Below are 14,961 nucleotides of genomic sequence, written 5' to 3'. Positions count from 1 at the left end.
GCGGCGGAGTTTATCCACTTTTTCAATCAATCGCCCGCAGGCACTCGGCAAAACGTTCGGCAAGGAAACGCGCAGCAGGCCCAAGGTGCTCGTCGCGACGCCATACCAGCTCCACGACCAGGGCCGGCGGCGTCCATTCGCTGTCCAGCTCCACCATTTGTTGCTGATAGGTCGGGTATTGCACGATATGCCGCGGCAACCAGGCCCAGCCCAGCCCACTCATCAGCCACTCGGCCAATACGTAGAAACTGTCGGCGCGCCACACCAGCGGACTGGCTGCTTCGCTGCCGGGGTAGACACTGGTCTGAGTCGACATCAACAGCTGCCGGTACTGGGCCAAGCGCTGGCACGTCACGTACCCGTTCTTGGCCAGCGGATGGTTCACGCCGCAGACGGTGACCATTTCCACACTGCCCACCACGCGCCGCTCAAGGGCCTCGGGAATCTGGTCGTGATAGAACAACAGGCCCAGGTCTGCCTTGCGCTCCACCAATTTGCGCGCCACGTCGCCTTGGGCGGCACTGGACAGTTGCACTTCCAGCAACGGGTATTGCACCGCCAGCGCCTCAAGGCTATCGAGCACCGGCTGGAACAACATCGCCTCGTCCTGAGCCAATCGCAGGCAAGCTTCTTCACCACGGGTCAATGACAGCGCGCGGCCATTGAGCCGCTCACATTGGCGCAACACTTCGCGCGCTTCCTCCAGCAACACGCTACCGGCTTCAGTCAGGCGCGGCTGGCGCCCGCTGCTACGCTCAAACAGGCTCACCCCCAAGTCCGCTTCCAGCAATGCAATCCCATTGCTTACCGCCGATTGCGCCTTGCGCTGCCCACGCGCCACCGCTGAAAACGAACGCTGCTCGGCGACGTCGACAAATAGACGCATCTGTTCAAGATTCCACTGCATGGCCAACCCATCTTCAAATCGGATAGGTAATGACTTTACCCCATCTGGTAAAGCCCTAAAATGCCGACCTTATCAAGTGCGCTGTACACCGAGGATTGACGCCATGAACCCTGCCTACTACTACCTGGCTATCGCCATTTGCTCGGAAGTGATCGCTACCGTCTCGATGAAAGCCATCAAGGGTTGGAGCACGCCGATCCCGTTGTTGCTGGTAGTCGTCGGGTACGGCGTGGCCTTCTGGATGCTGACGCTGGTGGTGCGCACAGTGCCGGTGGGTGTGGCCTACGCCGTGTGGGCCGGGATGGGTATCGTGATGGTCAGTATCGCGGCGCTGTTTATCTATGGGCAGAAGCTGGATGTCCCGGCGATGCTGGGGATGGGGCTGATTGTGCTGGGCGTGGTGGTCATCCAGTTGTTCTCGAAAACCGCCGGGCACTGACCGCTACTCAACAGCCTGTATACTGCGCCTCTTGTCTTGAACACTGAGGTCGCCCATGCCATCCGTTATTTCCACCGACGTTCTGATTGTCGGCGCCGGGGTTGCCGGCCTCTGGCTGAATGCGCGCCTGCGCCGCCAGGGGTTTTCCACGGTGGTGGTGGAGAGCGCCACCTTGGGTGGCGGGCAAAGCGTGAAGTCCCAGGGGATTATTCACGGCGGTGCGAAATACGCCCTTCATGGCGCCCTTACCGGCGCCTCCGAAGCGATTGCCGACATGCCGCGCCGCTGGCGTGAAGCCTTGGCGGGCAACGGCGAACTGGACCTGTCGGGCGTGCGTTTGCTGTCCGAAGCCCATTACCTGTGGTCCCCCGGCACCCTCGCCGGCAACCTCACCAGTTTTTTTGCCAGCAAGGCCGTGCGTGGCCGTGTCGATCAGGTCAAGGGCGACGACCTGCCACCGGCGCTGCAAGACCGCCGCTTCAAGGGCAAGGTGTATCGCCTGGCCGAGTTGGTGGTTGATGTACCAAGCCTGATCGAACGCCTCGCGCAGCTTGCCGGTGACGGCTTGCTTGCTGGTCAACATATCGAACCGTTGCTGGACGCCAACACGCTGGTGGGCTTGAAGGTGGATGGCCGTGAAATCCGCGCCCAGCGCATTGTCTTGAGTGCTGGTGGCGGCACCGCTGAACTGCTGAGCACCCTTGGCCTGAACAATCCGGCCATGCAAAAACGTCCACTGCATATGATCATCGCCAAAGGCCCAGGCCTGAAGCCGCTGTACGCTCACTGTCTGGGCGGCGGCACCAAGCCACGTATCACCGTGACCACCCACCCGGCTGCCGATGGCAACTGGGTGTGGTACATGGGCGGTGATATTGCCGAGGCCGACGGCGTTGCACGTACGCCCGAGGAACAAATCGCCACCGCCCAGAAAGAACTCGCGCAATTGCTGCCCTGGATCGACATGAGCCAAACCCGCTGGGCCACTCTGCGCGTCGACCGCGCCGAACCGCTGCAATCAGGCCTCAGCCGTCCCGACAACGCCTTTGTCGCCGACGAAGGTCGCCTGCTGGTGGGCTGGCCGACCAAACTGGCCTTGGCGCCTGACTTCGCCGATCGGGTAATTAACAGCCTCGAACGTGACGGCATCCGTCCAAGCGCAGCTGAACCGCTGCCGGACCTGCCAAAACCCGCCCTCGGCGCTCCAGCTTGGGAGCAACTGTTGCCATGAGCCTGCCAACTTTGCACGACCTGCATCGCCCTTTGGGCAGCACCGGCATTCTGGTATCGCCGCTGGGCCTGGGCACCGTCAAGCTGGGCCGCGACCAGGGTGTTAAATACCCCAACGGTTTCCAGATTCCGGATGACAACGAAGCGCGAATGCTACTGCGCCAAGCTCGTCAGCTTGGCATCAACCTGATCGACACCGCGCCGGCTTATGGGCGCAGCGAAGAACGCCTGGGGCCGCTGTTACGCGACCAACGTAAGGATTGGGTGATCGTCAGCAAGGTAGGCGAAGAGTTCGAAAATGGTGTCTCCCAGCACGATTTCAGTGCCGCCCACACTCGGCTGTCCATTGAGCGCAGCTTGAAACGACTTGAAACGGATTTTATCGACCTGGTGCTGGTGCATTCCGATGGTAACGACCTGCACATCCTCAACGAGTGCGAGGTCTACCAGACCCTCGCAGAACTGAAAAAAGAGGGCAAGATTCGCGGTTTCGGCTTCTCCGGCAAAACCGTCGAAGGCGGCGTGAAGGCTCTGGAACAAGGTGATTGCGCGATGGTCACCTACAATTTGAACGAACAGGCGGAGAAAGCCGTCATTGATTATGCAGCGGCCCATGGCAAGGGCATCTTGGTCAAAAAGGCGCTGGCCAGCGGCCACGTTTGCCTGGAGCCCGGAATGGATCCAATACATGCCAGTTTCATGCTGTTGTTTGCGCAAACCGGCGTCGCCAGTGCTATTGTCGGGACCATTAATCCGCTGCACCTGGCCCATAACGTGGCGACCGCTGCCAAGGTCATTCGTCAACTCTGATGCCGCCCACGCGGCCGACCCCGTCGCAAAAAGGAGCCGACATGCCGCGAACGCTCATAAGAAAAAACCCCAGCAACTTTAAAACACTGCCGCTGCACGTCGAAGCCACCCCTGAAGGCCTGAGCTATCAGAGCGTGGGCATGCCGCTCAACTTCGCCCAGACCCTGCAACGGCGCAAGCCGGTGGAGGTGGCAGACTCGGAACGTTTCGTGCTGGAGCTGGCCAACCTCGGCGTGTCGGTACGCTTGACCCTGCACTGGCAAAACCGCGATTACTGGGTGCTGGTGCGCCAGCGTCGCCAGGACCGTGGGGATGTGGTGCTCAAGCTGATCTCCGGCTACGTCCCGGCCCACGAGCTGAACTTGCCACTGCACACCGCCATCCAGGAGATTGCTGAAGAGTGCCTGCTGGAAACACCCGAAGGCTGGCTCGGCGGGCGCTTCAATGACACCTGGCTGCCGGCGCCCTACTCCGCGGCGCTGCATTACCGCGAAGCGCTGCCGTTTCGCCTGAGCCCGCTATCCGGTGCGGCCCGCCCGGTGCGTTGCGCCACCACCCAGTTGATCGAACGACCACGGGCCTATGTGCATTTGCCCACGGCATCGCTGCAATTGATCTACGACCTTCGCCTGGAAGTGCCGAAGGAAGCCAAGTCGCTGAGCCTGTTCCATGTGGATGAGCGCCTGGAAGGCGACCAGTTGGTTGCGCGCCTGGACCGCAAGCGTCCGGACTTGTACCTGATGCCGCTAAAAGACGGCCAGCCCCTTCCCGAACTGTACACCGTGAAGAAAGACCAACTGTACCCGGCCAGTACGCGGGGTTTGTACCTGGCGGAAAGCTTCGCCCAGCAGGAAGGCTGGCTGGTGCGGGAAGAGCGCATTCGCTGGAAGGATTGGCTGAGACAGCAAGGCCTGGCGGAGCCGGAGAAGGAGTCGAAGTTGAAGGGATTGGCGCGGCGCGTGTTGCGCAAGATCGTGCCGAAGAAAAAGGCCAAGGGCTAAACTGCACTCCAATGTGGGAGAGGGATTGCCACTCCCACATTGAATTGATGGTTAGCCGTTAAGCAGTCGTTCCAGGCCGACTTTCAGCGGGGTAGGTTCCGGCAACGTGAAACTCGCCAACAAGCGCTGGTTGTTCGCCCGTGAATGCCGAATATCCCCCGACCGCGCCGGCCCGTAAGTCACGGATGGCAAGGAGCCCACCGCTTCTTCCAGCGCCTGCAGCACTTGCTTGAGCGTAGTGGTACGGTTCCAGCCCACGTTGATCGCCCCCAAAGGAGCCTGCGGCGCTTCGATCGCCTGCACCAACACGTCAACCAGGTCTTCCACGTACATGAAGTCGCGGGTTTGCTCGCCATCGCCAAACACGGCAATCGGCAAACCCTGCTGTGCACGTTCGCTGAAGATACTGATCACGCCGGAGTATGGCGACGACGGGTCCTGGCGCGGCCCGAAGATATTGAAAAAGCGGAAAATCACCGGTTCCAGACCATGCTGGCGGCGATAGAAATCAAAGTAGTGCTCGCCGGCCAGCTTATCGGACGCATAGGGCGTCAACGGCGCCTTGGTAGTCTCTTCGTCAATCGAAGCACCTTCGCCGTTGTTGCCATACACCGCTGCGCTGGATGCAAAGACCACGCGCTTGACGCCTGCCTTGCGCATGGCTTCGCAGACATTCAGGGTACCGACGAAATTGCTCTGGTGCGTGCTGACTGGATCATCCACCGAGGCCTGCACGGACGCGACCGCCGCCAGGTGCACCACCGCCGTTGCGCCAACAGCGGCACGCGCAACCAGCCCGGCATCGGCGACATCACCTTCGAGCAGCTCGACAAGCGGGTTGTGCAACGGCAGGTTGCTGCATTTGCCTGTGGACAAGTTGTCCAGCACACGCACCGCGTAGCCCTTAGCTAGCAAGGCATCCACGAGGTGCGAGCCAATAAAGCCCGCGCCACCGGTGATCAGAACCAACGGATCAGCCTTACTCATTATTGCGGATCTTCTCGACAATCGCCGTGGTCGAGCTGTTCTCAACCAGACCCAACACTTTGACCTTGCCGCCGTAGGCGCTGACGATATCTGCACCGACCACCTGGTCGACGGAATAGTCGCCGCCCTTGACCAGAACGTCCGGCTTGACCTGAGCCAGCAGATTTTCCGGGGTCGCTTCAGGGAAACTGATCACCCAGTCCACTGCACCCAACCCAGCCAGCACGGCCATGCGCCGGTCGACGCTGTTGATTGGACGGCCAGGGCCTTTCAGGCGGCTGACCGAAGCGTCGTCGTTGACCGCAACGATCAGGCGATCGCCTTGGGCGCGCGCCTGCTCCAGGTAAGTCACGTGGCCGGCGTGCAGGATGTCGAAGCAGCCGTTGGTGAACACAATGCTTTCGTTGTGCGCGCGAGCGTCGTCAATCGCCAGCAGCAATTGCTCGATGGTCAGCACACCGCGCTCCGAGCCTTCGGAGCGTTGGATGGCGCGGCGCAGCTCAGGTGCGCTGATGGCAGCGGTACCCAGTTTGCCGACCACGATGCCCGCCGCCAGATTGGCCAGGGCCACGGCGTGAGGCAGCTCTTCGCCGGCCGCGATGGAAGCGGCCAGGGTAGAAATCACGGTGTCTCCGGCGCCGGTGACGTCGAACACTTCACGGGCCCGCGCCGGCAGGTGCATCGGCGGGTGGCCTGGACGCAGCAGGGTCATGCCGTGCTCGCCACGGGTTACCAGCAAGGCACCGAGGTCGAGATCGGCCATGAGTGCCGCGCCTTTGGTCACCAGTTCGTGCTCATCGGCACAACCGCCGACGATGGCTTCGAACTCGCTGAGGTTCGGCGTGATCAGGCTGGCGCCCCGGTAAATCGAGAAGTCCTTGCCCTTGGGATCGGCCAACACCGGGATACCCTTGGCCTTGGCGGCCTGGATCAGCACTTGGTGATTCTTCAATGCGCCTTTGCCGTAGTCGGACAGCACCAGCACCTTGATGCCTTCGAGCAACTCGTCGACCTGACCGCTGAGGGCCAAGGCGTCGGTGGCGAAGGGTTCTTCGAAATCGATACGCAGCAACTGCTGGTGACGGCTCATGACCCGCAGCTTGACGATGGTCGGCTGGTGGGCAATGCGCTGGAACAGCGCACGCACACCAGCACCGCGCAGGCTGTTGGCCAGGCTGTCGGCGGCTTCGTCGTCGCCGGTCACACCCACCAGGGAGGCCGGGGCGCCGAGGGCGGCAATATTGAGGGCAACGTTGGCAGCGCCACCCGGACGGTCTTCGATTTGCTCGACCTTGACTACCGGTACCGGCGCCTCAGGGGAAATCCGTGAGGTACCGCCATGCCAGTAACGGTCGAGCATGACATCGCCGACCACCAAGACAGGGGCTTGATCGAATCGCGGCATGGACAACTTCATGGAGCAACCCACATACAAAATGAACAGGGGCGCGATATTAGCACAGGGTGAGCGCTGCCTAGTTCGAGAGCTTTATCCGCAATGCGCCATGCGCCAAAACTGGTTATTTTTTAAACAAAACCGTCAGGATCTGCTCAACGGCATCGGCCAGCTCGACCTCATCGGTATTGATCTCACAGTCAGCCGCGCTCGGCGCTTCATAGGGGCTGTCCAAACCGGTGAACGCTTTGATACGCCCATCCAACGCCGCTCGGTACAAGCCCTTGGGGTCACGCCGAGCACACACGTCGAACGGCGTGCTGACGTAAACCTCAAAGAATTGCCCCGGCCCGAACAGCGCCCTGGCGGTTGCTCGGTCGACGCTGAACGGCGAGATCGCTGACACAATCACAATCAATCCCGCATCGACCATCAACCGCGCTACTTCGCCAATGCGCCGGATATTTTCCTTGCGCGCCGCATCGCTCATGCCCAAGTCATTGCACAACCCTGTGCGCAAATTATCGCCATCGAGCACAAAGGTGTGCCGGCCCTGCTCGTTGAGTTGCACCTCAAGGGCATTGGCCAGGGTCGACTTGCCGGAACCGGACAACCCCGTCAACCACAGGCAGCACGGCTGTTGATGCTTGAGCGCGGCCCGTGCCGCCGCCGACAACGACAGGGCAAAGGGACGAATGGCAGCGGACTCACTGGCAAGCGACTGGTTATTCATAACCCAACACCTCGTAATCACGCTGATAGGCGCGCCTGACCAAACGGCGCGTACGCACCGAGCAGAACGCCCTGACCGGCTCGCTGCGCCGCCCCAGTGAAACATTCAGATGTGGCAGGGATGAGGTCACGCCGAGGCGCTCGCACAGGTGCTGGAAATCTTGTTCCAGCGATTCCTGACGGCCGAGAAAATCCATAGCCATCCCGCCCAGGTGATCAACCAGGAAGTCGGTCTGGGGCGCGAAATGCAGTTGGCGGCGCAGGTTGTCCGGGTGCAGCCAGCCGGCCACAAATTGGTCGAAGTCACGGTAGCTGCTGACCAGTGCCTGGGCTTGCACGTCGCGGGCACCCATGTGGTTGCCGCGCAAGTACGTGTAGGCCGAGTAAGCCCGCTCCAGCGGGTCACGCACAAAGGCAAACTTGAAACTGCGCTCGCAGTGTTCGGGAAACTGCTGCTGATACCAGTAATACGGCAGATGCCCCGGCCAGCGGCCATCAAGAAGCGCCGAGCACACGCTGCTGCCGGCGCATTTTGGCACATGGATAAACACGCATTTGTGTCGCTCGAACGCGGGATTAAGGGTGGTCACCCCAGACAGGGATTTGTTCACCGCCTGACGGTCAACCACCGACAAACGCCCCAGCAGAAACACCCTCTGGTGCTTGGGAAGCATTTTCCAGAACAGACGTTGCAACATTCCATTACCCACGCAAGAAGGTTAGCCCTCTCGTTCGTCATTCGAATCGAGAAGGCCAACATAACAAACGATAGGCAACGAATTATTTGGCTTTGGTCAAGCCCTGTAAGGAACTCGATACAAACAACGGGGCGCATTGCGCGCCCCGTCGGATCAGGTGATGTTGTTCGCGACCGGCTCGTCCAGCCCCATCGCATGCAACCGCGAGTAGTAGCCGCCTTTGGCCAGCAGTTCGACATGCGTACCACGCTCGACAATTTCACCGTGGTCCATCACCAGAATCAGGTCGGCTTTCTCGATAGTGGACAAACGGTGCGCGATCACCAGGGTGGTGCGACCTTTCATGACCTTATCCAACGCAGCTTGAATGTGCCGCTCGGACTCGGTATCCAGCGCCGATGTCGCCTCATCCAGGATCAGCAGCGGGGCATTTTTCAGCAGGGCCCGGGCGATTGCCAGACGCTGGCGCTGACCACCGGAGAGCAGCACGCCGTTTTCACCGACCTCGGTGTCCAGGCCTTTTGGAAGCTCCGAGATGAAGTCCATGGCGTAGGCATCGGCCGCAGCTTTCTCGATGTCGGCACGCGGCGCGTCGGCCAGGTCGCCATAGGCGATGTTGTTGGCCACGGTGTCGTTGAACAGAGTCACGTGCTGGGTAACTTGGGCTACATGCCGGCGCAGGTTGCGCAGGCGGTAGTCTTCAATCTCAACCTCGTCCAGCAGGATTTCCCCGGTTTCATGATGGTAGAAACGCGGGATCAGGCTGGCCAGGGTCGACTTGCCGCTGCCTGAGCGGCCAACCAGAGCGATCATCTGCCCAGGGGCTGCGCTGAAGCTGATGTTCTTGAGCACCTCGCGTTCAGTACCTGGGTAAGTGAAGCTCAGGTTGCGCACGTCCAGGCGACCGCTAACGCGATCACGCTCCACGGTACCGCCGTCGACTTCAGGCACTTCATCCAGCTGTTCGAAGATGCTCTCGGCACCCGCCACGCCTTTCTGGATCGTCGAGCTGACTTCCGACAACTGGCGGATCGGCTTGGGCAGCAGGCCCGCCGCGGTGATGTAGGCAACCAGATCGCCTGCCGTGGCGTCACCGCGCAACAGCAGTACCAGGAACATCAACACGGCCATCGCTGTGTAGATCACCAGCTGCAGCATCGGCGTATAGACCGCACCGGTCTTGTTCATGCGCAATTGCTTGTCGGTGTTGCCCTGGCTGGCGGCGGCAAAGCGACGCTGCTCATAGTCTTCGCCACCGAAGCTGCGCACCACACGGTAGCCCTGGATGGTCTCGGAGGCGACGTGGGTCACGTCACCCATCGCCACCTGGATCTTCTTGCTCTGCTTGCGGAATTTCTTGCTGGTGCTGCCGACCATGATTGCGATCAGCGGTAGGATCGCCAGCATCACCAGGGTCAGTTTCCAGTTCATCCACAGCAGGTAACCGAACAGGAACACCACTGTCAGGCCTTCGCGGATCACGACCTTGATCGCATCCGTGGCAGCGCCGGTGACCATGGTCACGTTGAAGGTGATGCGTGAGATCAGGTGCCCCGAGTTATGGGTATCGAAGTAGCGGTTAGGCAGCACCAATAGCTTGTTGAACAGCTGGACCCGCAGGTCATGCACCAGCCCCAAGGAAACCTTGGCCAGGTAGTAGTTGCCCAGGAAAGACCCGAGGCCTTGCCACGCGGCGATCAGGATGATCAGCAGCGGCACGGCCATCAGCAACTTCAGGTCCTTGAAAAACGGAACCTTGGGCAGGAACACCACATCGGGATTGCTCAAGCCATCCACGAAGTACTTGAGAATCCCGGCGAGCATTGGCTGGGTCGAAGCAAAGATCACGAAGCCCACGATACTCAGCAGGAACATGCCGAGGTACGGTTTCACATAGCCCAGCAGCCGGAAATAAATTTTCAGGCTGGATTCCTGGTCCGCTTTGGGCGGTGCGTCACTCATGTGTCGAGCTCACTGATTGGGTAGGACGCGAACTTTATCACACACGTCGGGTTTGGCCCGCGCCCAGACCAAAACACTGGCCAGCGCAACCGGCAACCAGGTGATGAACCACTCGGCCCGAGGAGTGCCTGTGAGGCTTGCCGCATCGAATTGCATCGCCAGGGACGAGAACACCCACATGCCGATAATGCCCTTGCCGTAAGGGGTGTCGCGCATTTTCAAGGCTTGCCACAGCACGCCGAACCATACCGCCGACCACAGGATCAGGCCTGGCAGGCCCAACTCGATGGTCACATGGGTGAAGAGGTTGTGGGAGTGATCGAAACGGTAGTCCCCCCAGAACAGGTTGTAATCACCACCCAGGCCCAGGCCCGTCCAGGGACGCTCGCTAATCATCTGCATCGCTGCCATAAAAATCTGCGGCCGGAAGGACGCGCCACGGGATAGCATCAACGACTGCATCGACAGGAATACCAGCACTGCTGCCACCACTGACGCAATGGCAATCAGGGTGCTGCGCCGGTCTCGGCACCACAGCGGCATGGCCACCACACTCAAAAACAGGGCCAATGCGGCGCCGCGGCTTTGGCTGGCTACCACAAACAGGCCGAGCAAGCCGATCGCCGCCATGCAGGCTACTTGCATCCAGCGCTCACGCGGCATCCAGTGCAGCAACCACACGGCAGCCAGACCAATCACATACGCGCCCAGGATCGGGTGAGACAACTGACCCAGCCCTTCAAGACGCGCGTACCAAACGTTCCCTTCCATGCCATAGAACTTGATCATGGCCAGCAGCGACGACAAGGCAAGACCAAAGCCGCCCCACTGCATCAAACGAATCACGCGCTGGGGCTGAGCTTCGGCGAGTATCGGAAAGAACAACAGGAACACGCCGATATAGAGCAGGCGCTTGGCCTCGCGGGAGCCGTCTTCGGCATTGGTCCACCACAGGCTGATCAAGCCCCATGCCGCCAGCGCGGCGAGTGCCAGACAGATCCAGCGCTGAGCGCGCCAGACTTGTTTGAGTTGCTCACGGGCAGACCAGGCAAACACCAGCGCCGGCAGCCACAGAAAGAGCGCCAGCCCCTGTTGATAAACTTTGTTGGTCGGCGCGAACGCTATCGCCAGCAAAAACCACAACAACCCAAAACACATCCATCCGCGCGCCCAACGACCTGCTTGCATCACCCGCTCCTAATACGGCCAACCTGCCAACCTGGCATGGTTAAAACTAAAAACTTTCGGCATCATTGCCGACCACTGTGCCCGTGACTCCAACAAGGCTTTCCGACGATGCAATGTTCAAGGCTCCCCCAAACCACGCTAAACACGATGATTGAAGGCGCCAGAATCCTGGAAAAGGACAGCTACGGGCCCAAAGTCTACCTGCTGACGGACGGGAACATTCTTAAACTGTTTCGTCGTAAACGTTTTTTTTCGTCGGCACTGTTGCGCCCCTACTCAAAGCGCTTCATCGATAACGCGGTCAAGCTGCAAGAACGCGGTATTCCAACCCTGACCGTCCTTGAGTACTTCCAACTGGACGCTGCAGGCATGACCGCTGTGCTGTATAGCCCGCTGCCGGGCGAGACACTGCGCCAGATTGCCAACAAAGAAGGCTTTGACTGGGAGCAGAACCTGGACCCGCTGGTGGCGCTGATTCGCCGCTTGCACGCTGCCGGCATCTACTTTCGCTCCCTGCATCTGGGCAACATCGTCGTCACGCCGGACAACCAGATGGGCCTGATCGACGTAGCAGACATGCGCTTCCTGCGCGCGCCGTTGAGCCCGGCACTGGCGCGGCGCAACCTGCAGCATTTCGCCCGCTATATTGCGCGCGAGAAGCTGAACGAACGCTTTCCAATGCAGGCACTGGAGCAAGCGCTGCTAGGTGCATGAGAACAGACGCCGGGTGGTTTCACTGAATTCATTCCAGGCTTGCTCCGGCGCCAACGCCCGCGACTGAGCCTCGACAACCTCCTCACCCGAACTCGCGAACGCGCGGGTCAGGAGCTCGCCCCAAAACGCGGCATTGTCTGCCGGGGCGTACCAACCGGCATCCCCCAGTTGCTCGCGGAACACTGCCAGTTCACTGGTCAGTACGGGCACGCCGACCATCACCGCCTCTTGCAGAATCAACCCCAGGCCTTCTTCCGTCGAAGGGATGGCAACCCAGTCAAACGCCCGGTAAAGGCTGGCCGCATCAGGCAGATGCCCAGGCAGCGACACTTTGTCCTGCAAGCCAAGCGCTGCGATACGTGCCTCAAGCCCGGGCCTCGCTGGCCCTTCGCCGAGGATCACCAGGCGCGCATCGGGCTGATCAGCCGCCGCACGGGCAAAGGCCTCCAACAAACAGGCAAACCCCTTGCCGTCTACCAGTCGACCAACCGCCCCCACTACGGGCGTGGCAGACAACGGCAAGCCCAGACGGGATCGCGCCTGCTCACGGGAAAGCGCCGCAGCGCGAAAAACGGCCGGGTCAAAGGCGCTGCGCAGCACCGTCACTGGCCGTTGCAGAGAACGCTCCAGCGAGTGTGCGAGGGTTTTCGAGACGGCCGTCAGCGTCAGTTGGGACGCCGGGAATTGATCGAACAACTGTTGATCTGCACGCCGCAAGCGCGTGGCACCATGAAAAATCACCACCGCACGCACGTTCGGCAAACGCTTGAGCACGGGCAAAAGCACCCGCGCAACACCGACCCCATCAAGAAGCACAACCTGTACATCCTCAGGCAGGGCCTTCTGGAAGCGTGCACGCATCAAGGGCATCAACCATTTCCAGAGGTGCCGCCCCTTGAGCCTGGCGGAAGAGAGGTTCCACTCCACGGCCTGTTCAACCAGGCCGTCACTCGAATCAGCACTGCCTTGAAGCAACCAGGTGTGAATCGGTACGCCGCTGTCGGCGCGGGACAGTATCTGCCGATGAACCTTCTGCACCGAAGCAAATGCAGAACCACCGGCCCACATGATGTTGAGAATACTCATCGCAAAACCTTATGAGGCGTTGTTGTCGCGTGTTGGAATTACCAGGGAATCGCCCACCCGATAACCAGCCCCAGGCTCAGCATGACTGCCAGCTTCACCCGCTCTCTGCGCTTACGCCGTGCTTTGGTCGCGCGCTCTTCTGATGTCGACACATGCAAGCCAAAGCCAGTGTGCAACACCGCATCGCCTTCCAGGGTAACGGCAGGCAGATTCAACTGGGCGTACCGCTTGGAAAGCCCCTTCTCACCCTCGAACCCGGCGTAAGGTGCGCACAACCAGTATTCCTTGATACGCCGCAGGCCGGGGTTGAGAGAAAACCCCTGCCATTCAGGTTTCTCAGACAACAACGGATAACACGGTACGCCACCAATCACCTCGCGTGGCCCACGGTGGATATAGGGGCTGTGCACCTGCAAATCGTAGACAAAGTTACGCAACCAGACTTGCAGGATATCGGGACGCTGCTCCAGCACCACCTTGGAATCTTCGACAAACCCAGGCCGGTAAAACGCCCAGTCATCTTCGCAATGGAAGATGTAGGGGGTTTTGACCGATCCATAGGCCAGGTCGATGGAAGCCAGTTGCCCAAGCTTCGGACGGTTGATCAAAAAAGTGCAATGACTGTGCCAGTGCTCGGGAATCGCGAGACGTACCGCTTCATCGCCAGAGTCTTCAGTAATGAAGACTTCGCGTATGTCTGCGGTATTGAACAGGTCGAAGCTCTCAAGCGTACGCTTCAACAAATCGAAGCGGCCGCAACTGGTCACGACGAGGGTTATGTCGCTCTGATCGGAGAATTGCATTCAAGTCTCGATAGGTTGTTTAGCCATCATTGGCTGCCATGCGTCCGATGTCACACGCCCAGTTTCAGGCGCAGCGTTTCCAGCAAACTCAGTGGAGCACGCGGCCGCAACGGCGGCTTCAGCGCTTCAACAATACGCTGCCCGATGCGCGCAAAGCTGAACTGGCTGACGGCGAGGTCTTGCCCGTTGCGCGCAATCTCTGCAGCCAGTTGCGGGTTGGCGCGCAGTTGCGAGAGCTTTTGCTGCAACTGTGGAATGTCCTTGTAGAACACCACATTGACCATGTCCTTGAAGCCAAGGGCCTCGTTCTCCGCAGCCCCTTGGTCAAACGCCAGCAGCACACACCCGCAGGCCATGGCTTCGAAGTTCTTGATCATGTACTCGCCCATGCCCACGTCGGCGCTGACGAAAAAGCGAATCCGGTTGAGGGTCGCGCAGTACTCCTCACCCGACTTGGTGCGCGTGACCACCAAAGGCTCAACCCGTGCCAACTCATCGAGCAGCGCTTTGCGTCCGCTATAGGCCACGCTGTTGGTGCTGCCGACAAATGCCAGCTCGATGTCGCGCTCAAGCCCCTGGGGCTGCAAGAGCGCCTGGTCGTAACCCTTGGGCACAAACACCGCATCAAAGCCTTCGGCACGCAGGCGCTCGGTCACCATGTGGCCCGAGCTGATCACCCGTGCCCAGGGCAAACGACGGTAGTGGGCACTGAATTTACCGGTGTACTTGCAGGGAATGTAGTTCTGGTAGGCATCGTGTTCGAGGATCACCAGATTCGGGATCGTACGGATGAACCCGGCCTGGCGGATTTCCTGCTTGAAGCGCAGGAAGAACACGATGCGGTCATAGCGCGTCACGTCGACTTCGCGCTTGAAGTAACCGCGCAGGTTGCGCTGCTCATCACTGCTCAGCCAGCGGGTATCACACTCGCAGTGCTCGGCAATGCCTTCGTACAAGCGATCCAGAATCGCACGCTGCTCTTTCTGCACCAGAAATAAAACTTTCATG

At 60.2% G+C, this 14,961-nt stretch carries 15 protein-coding genes; 5 read left to right on the top strand and 10 right to left on the bottom strand.

Annotation, left to right across the window (positions count from 1 at the left end):
- Nucleotides 1–22: 22 nt before the first annotated feature.
- On the bottom strand, nt 23–913 hold the full coding sequence (locus tag LRO94_RS03270; protein ID WP_095186080.1) for a LysR family transcriptional regulator: 891 nt from the start codon (nt 911–913) through the stop codon (nt 23–25).
- Between the two features lie 97 nt (nt 914–1,010).
- On the opposite strand from LRO94_RS03270, the gene LRO94_RS03265 reads away from it, so the two are divergent.
- Genes LRO94_RS03265 through LRO94_RS03250 form a run of 4 tightly spaced genes read left to right on the top strand, consistent with a single transcriptional unit; the run spans nt 1,011 to nt 4,387 of the window.
- Nucleotides 1,011–1,346, top strand: a complete 336-nt coding sequence (locus LRO94_RS03265) for a DMT family transporter (protein ID WP_032890426.1) — start codon at nt 1,011–1,013, stop codon at nt 1,344–1,346.
- Nucleotides 1,347–1,401: 55 nt separating this feature from the next.
- Nucleotides 1,402–2,577, top strand: a complete 1,176-nt coding sequence (locus LRO94_RS03260; protein WP_179179599.1) for an NAD(P)/FAD-dependent oxidoreductase — start codon at nt 1,402–1,404, stop codon at nt 2,575–2,577.
- Nucleotides 2,574–3,386: an aldo/keto reductase gene (locus LRO94_RS03255; RefSeq protein ID WP_179179600.1), complete on the top strand. Its 813-nt coding sequence runs from the start codon at nt 2,574–2,576 to the stop codon at nt 3,384–3,386. Before LRO94_RS03260 ends, LRO94_RS03255 begins: the two co-directional genes overlap by 4 nt.
- A 41-nt stretch (nt 3,387–3,427) precedes the next feature.
- A complete protein-coding gene (locus LRO94_RS03250) occupies nt 3,428–4,387 on the top strand; it encodes a hypothetical protein (RefSeq protein ID WP_032890421.1) in 960 nt (319 codons plus the stop codon).
- Nucleotides 4,388–4,438: 51 nt separating this feature from the next.
- Here LRO94_RS03250 and LRO94_RS03245 read toward each other — a convergent pair whose 3' ends face one another.
- The 6 genes from LRO94_RS03245 to LRO94_RS03220 all read right to left on the bottom strand — a co-directional run bounded on the left by LRO94_RS03245 (nt 4,439) and on the right by LRO94_RS03220 (nt 11,350).
- Nucleotides 4,439–5,374, bottom strand: coding sequence for an NAD-dependent epimerase/dehydratase family protein (locus LRO94_RS03245; protein ID WP_179179601.1), 936 nt, complete (start codon nt 5,372–5,374; stop codon nt 4,439–4,441).
- Complete coding sequence (hldE, locus tag LRO94_RS03240; RefSeq protein WP_032890418.1) at nt 5,367–6,791, bottom strand: bifunctional D-glycero-beta-D-manno-heptose-7-phosphate kinase/D-glycero-beta-D-manno-heptose 1-phosphate adenylyltransferase HldE; 1,425 nt, start codon at nt 6,789–6,791, stop codon at nt 5,367–5,369. Before hldE ends, LRO94_RS03245 begins: the two co-directional genes overlap by 8 nt.
- 103 nt (nt 6,792–6,894) lie before the next feature.
- The gene (cysC, locus tag LRO94_RS03235) at nt 6,895–7,503 is read right to left on the bottom strand and encodes an adenylyl-sulfate kinase (RefSeq protein ID WP_179179602.1); all 609 of its coding nucleotides are present in this window, start codon (nt 7,501–7,503) and stop codon (nt 6,895–6,897) included.
- Nucleotides 7,496–8,200, bottom strand: a complete 705-nt coding sequence (locus LRO94_RS03230) for a sulfotransferase family 2 domain-containing protein (RefSeq protein ID WP_095186169.1) — start codon at nt 8,198–8,200, stop codon at nt 7,496–7,498. Before LRO94_RS03230 ends, cysC begins: the two co-directional genes overlap by 8 nt.
- Before the next feature lie 153 nt (nt 8,201–8,353).
- The gene (gene msbA / locus LRO94_RS03225; RefSeq protein ID WP_032890412.1) at nt 8,354–10,162 is read right to left on the bottom strand and encodes a lipid A export permease/ATP-binding protein MsbA; all 1,809 of its coding nucleotides are present in this window, start codon (nt 10,160–10,162) and stop codon (nt 8,354–8,356) included.
- 9 nt (nt 10,163–10,171) lie between these two features.
- Nucleotides 10,172–11,350 carry an O-antigen ligase family protein gene (locus LRO94_RS03220; protein ID WP_122682092.1) on the bottom strand — a complete coding sequence of 393 codons (1,179 nt, stop codon included), beginning with the start codon at nt 11,348–11,350 and terminating at the stop codon, nt 10,172–10,174.
- A gap of 147 nt (nt 11,351–11,497) precedes the next feature.
- Here LRO94_RS03220 and LRO94_RS03215 point away from each other — a divergent pair, with 147 nt between their 5' ends.
- A complete protein-coding gene (locus LRO94_RS03215; protein ID WP_179179603.1) occupies nt 11,498–12,064 on the top strand; it encodes a BUD32 family EKC/KEOPS complex subunit in 567 nt (188 codons plus the stop codon).
- Here LRO94_RS03215 and LRO94_RS03210 read toward each other — a convergent pair.
- Genes LRO94_RS03210 through LRO94_RS03200 form a run of 3 tightly spaced genes read right to left on the bottom strand, consistent with a single transcriptional unit; the run spans nt 12,053 to nt 14,960 of the window.
- Complete coding sequence (locus LRO94_RS03210) at nt 12,053–13,150, bottom strand: glycosyltransferase (RefSeq protein ID WP_179179604.1); 1,098 nt, start codon at nt 13,148–13,150, stop codon at nt 12,053–12,055. The two genes, LRO94_RS03215 and LRO94_RS03210, sit on opposite strands and share 12 nt — an antisense overlap.
- 38 nt (nt 13,151–13,188) lie before the next feature.
- On the bottom strand, nt 13,189–13,953 hold the full coding sequence (locus tag LRO94_RS03205; protein ID WP_099602047.1) for a glycosyltransferase family 2 protein: 765 nt from the start codon (nt 13,951–13,953) through the stop codon (nt 13,189–13,191).
- Between the two features lie 50 nt (nt 13,954–14,003).
- Entirely contained in the window at nt 14,004–14,960 is a 957-nt protein-coding gene (locus LRO94_RS03200) for a glycosyltransferase family protein (RefSeq protein WP_095186086.1), read from the bottom strand.
- Nucleotide 14,961: the final 1 nt, after the last annotated feature.

The sequence above is a fragment of the Pseudomonas sivasensis genome, from assembly GCF_021391435.1.
Classification (GTDB): domain Bacteria; phylum Pseudomonadota; class Gammaproteobacteria; order Pseudomonadales; family Pseudomonadaceae; genus Aquipseudomonas; species Aquipseudomonas sivasensis.
Note: the sequence above shows the minus strand (reverse complement) of the source record. Positions and strands in the feature narration are given on the sequence as shown.

Bases quoted from the DNA above. Each gene is read 5' to 3' on its own strand.
- LRO94_RS03200 (WP_095186086.1), bottom strand. From the start codon at position 14,960: ATGAAAGTTTTATTTCTGGTGCAGAAAGAGCAGCGTGCGATTCTGGAT.
- msbA (WP_032890412.1), bottom strand. From the start codon at position 10,162: ATGAGTGACGCACCGCCCAAAGCGGACCAGGAATCCAGCCTGAAAATT.
- cysC (WP_179179602.1), bottom strand. From the start codon at position 7,503: ATGAATAACCAGTCGCTTGCCAGTGAGTCCGCTGCCATTCGTCCCTTT.
- hldE (WP_032890418.1), bottom strand. From the start codon at position 6,791: ATGAAGTTGTCCATGCCGCGATTCGATCAAGCCCCTGTCTTGGTGGTC.
- LRO94_RS03215 (WP_179179603.1), top strand. From the start codon at position 11,498: ATGATTGAAGGCGCCAGAATCCTGGAAAAGGACAGCTACGGGCCCAAA.
- LRO94_RS03250 (WP_032890421.1), top strand. From the start codon at position 3,428: ATGCCGCGAACGCTCATAAGAAAAAACCCCAGCAACTTTAAAACACTG.
- LRO94_RS03210 (WP_179179604.1), bottom strand. From the start codon at position 13,150: ATGAGTATTCTCAACATCATGTGGGCCGGTGGTTCTGCATTTGCTTCG.
- LRO94_RS03260 (WP_179179599.1), top strand. From the start codon at position 1,402: ATGCCATCCGTTATTTCCACCGACGTTCTGATTGTCGGCGCCGGGGTT.
- LRO94_RS03265 (WP_032890426.1), top strand. From the start codon at position 1,011: ATGAACCCTGCCTACTACTACCTGGCTATCGCCATTTGCTCGGAAGTG.
- LRO94_RS03220 (WP_122682092.1), bottom strand. From the start codon at position 11,350: ATGCAAGCAGGTCGTTGGGCGCGCGGATGGATGTGTTTTGGGTTGTTG.
- LRO94_RS03245 (WP_179179601.1), bottom strand. From the start codon at position 5,374: ATGAGTAAGGCTGATCCGTTGGTTCTGATCACCGGTGGCGCGGGCTTT.
- LRO94_RS03230 (WP_095186169.1), bottom strand. From the start codon at position 8,200: ATGTTGCAACGTCTGTTCTGGAAAATGCTTCCCAAGCACCAGAGGGTG.
- LRO94_RS03205 (WP_099602047.1), bottom strand. From the start codon at position 13,953: ATGCAATTCTCCGATCAGAGCGACATAACCCTCGTCGTGACCAGTTGC.
- LRO94_RS03255 (WP_179179600.1), top strand. From the start codon at position 2,574: ATGAGCCTGCCAACTTTGCACGACCTGCATCGCCCTTTGGGCAGCACC.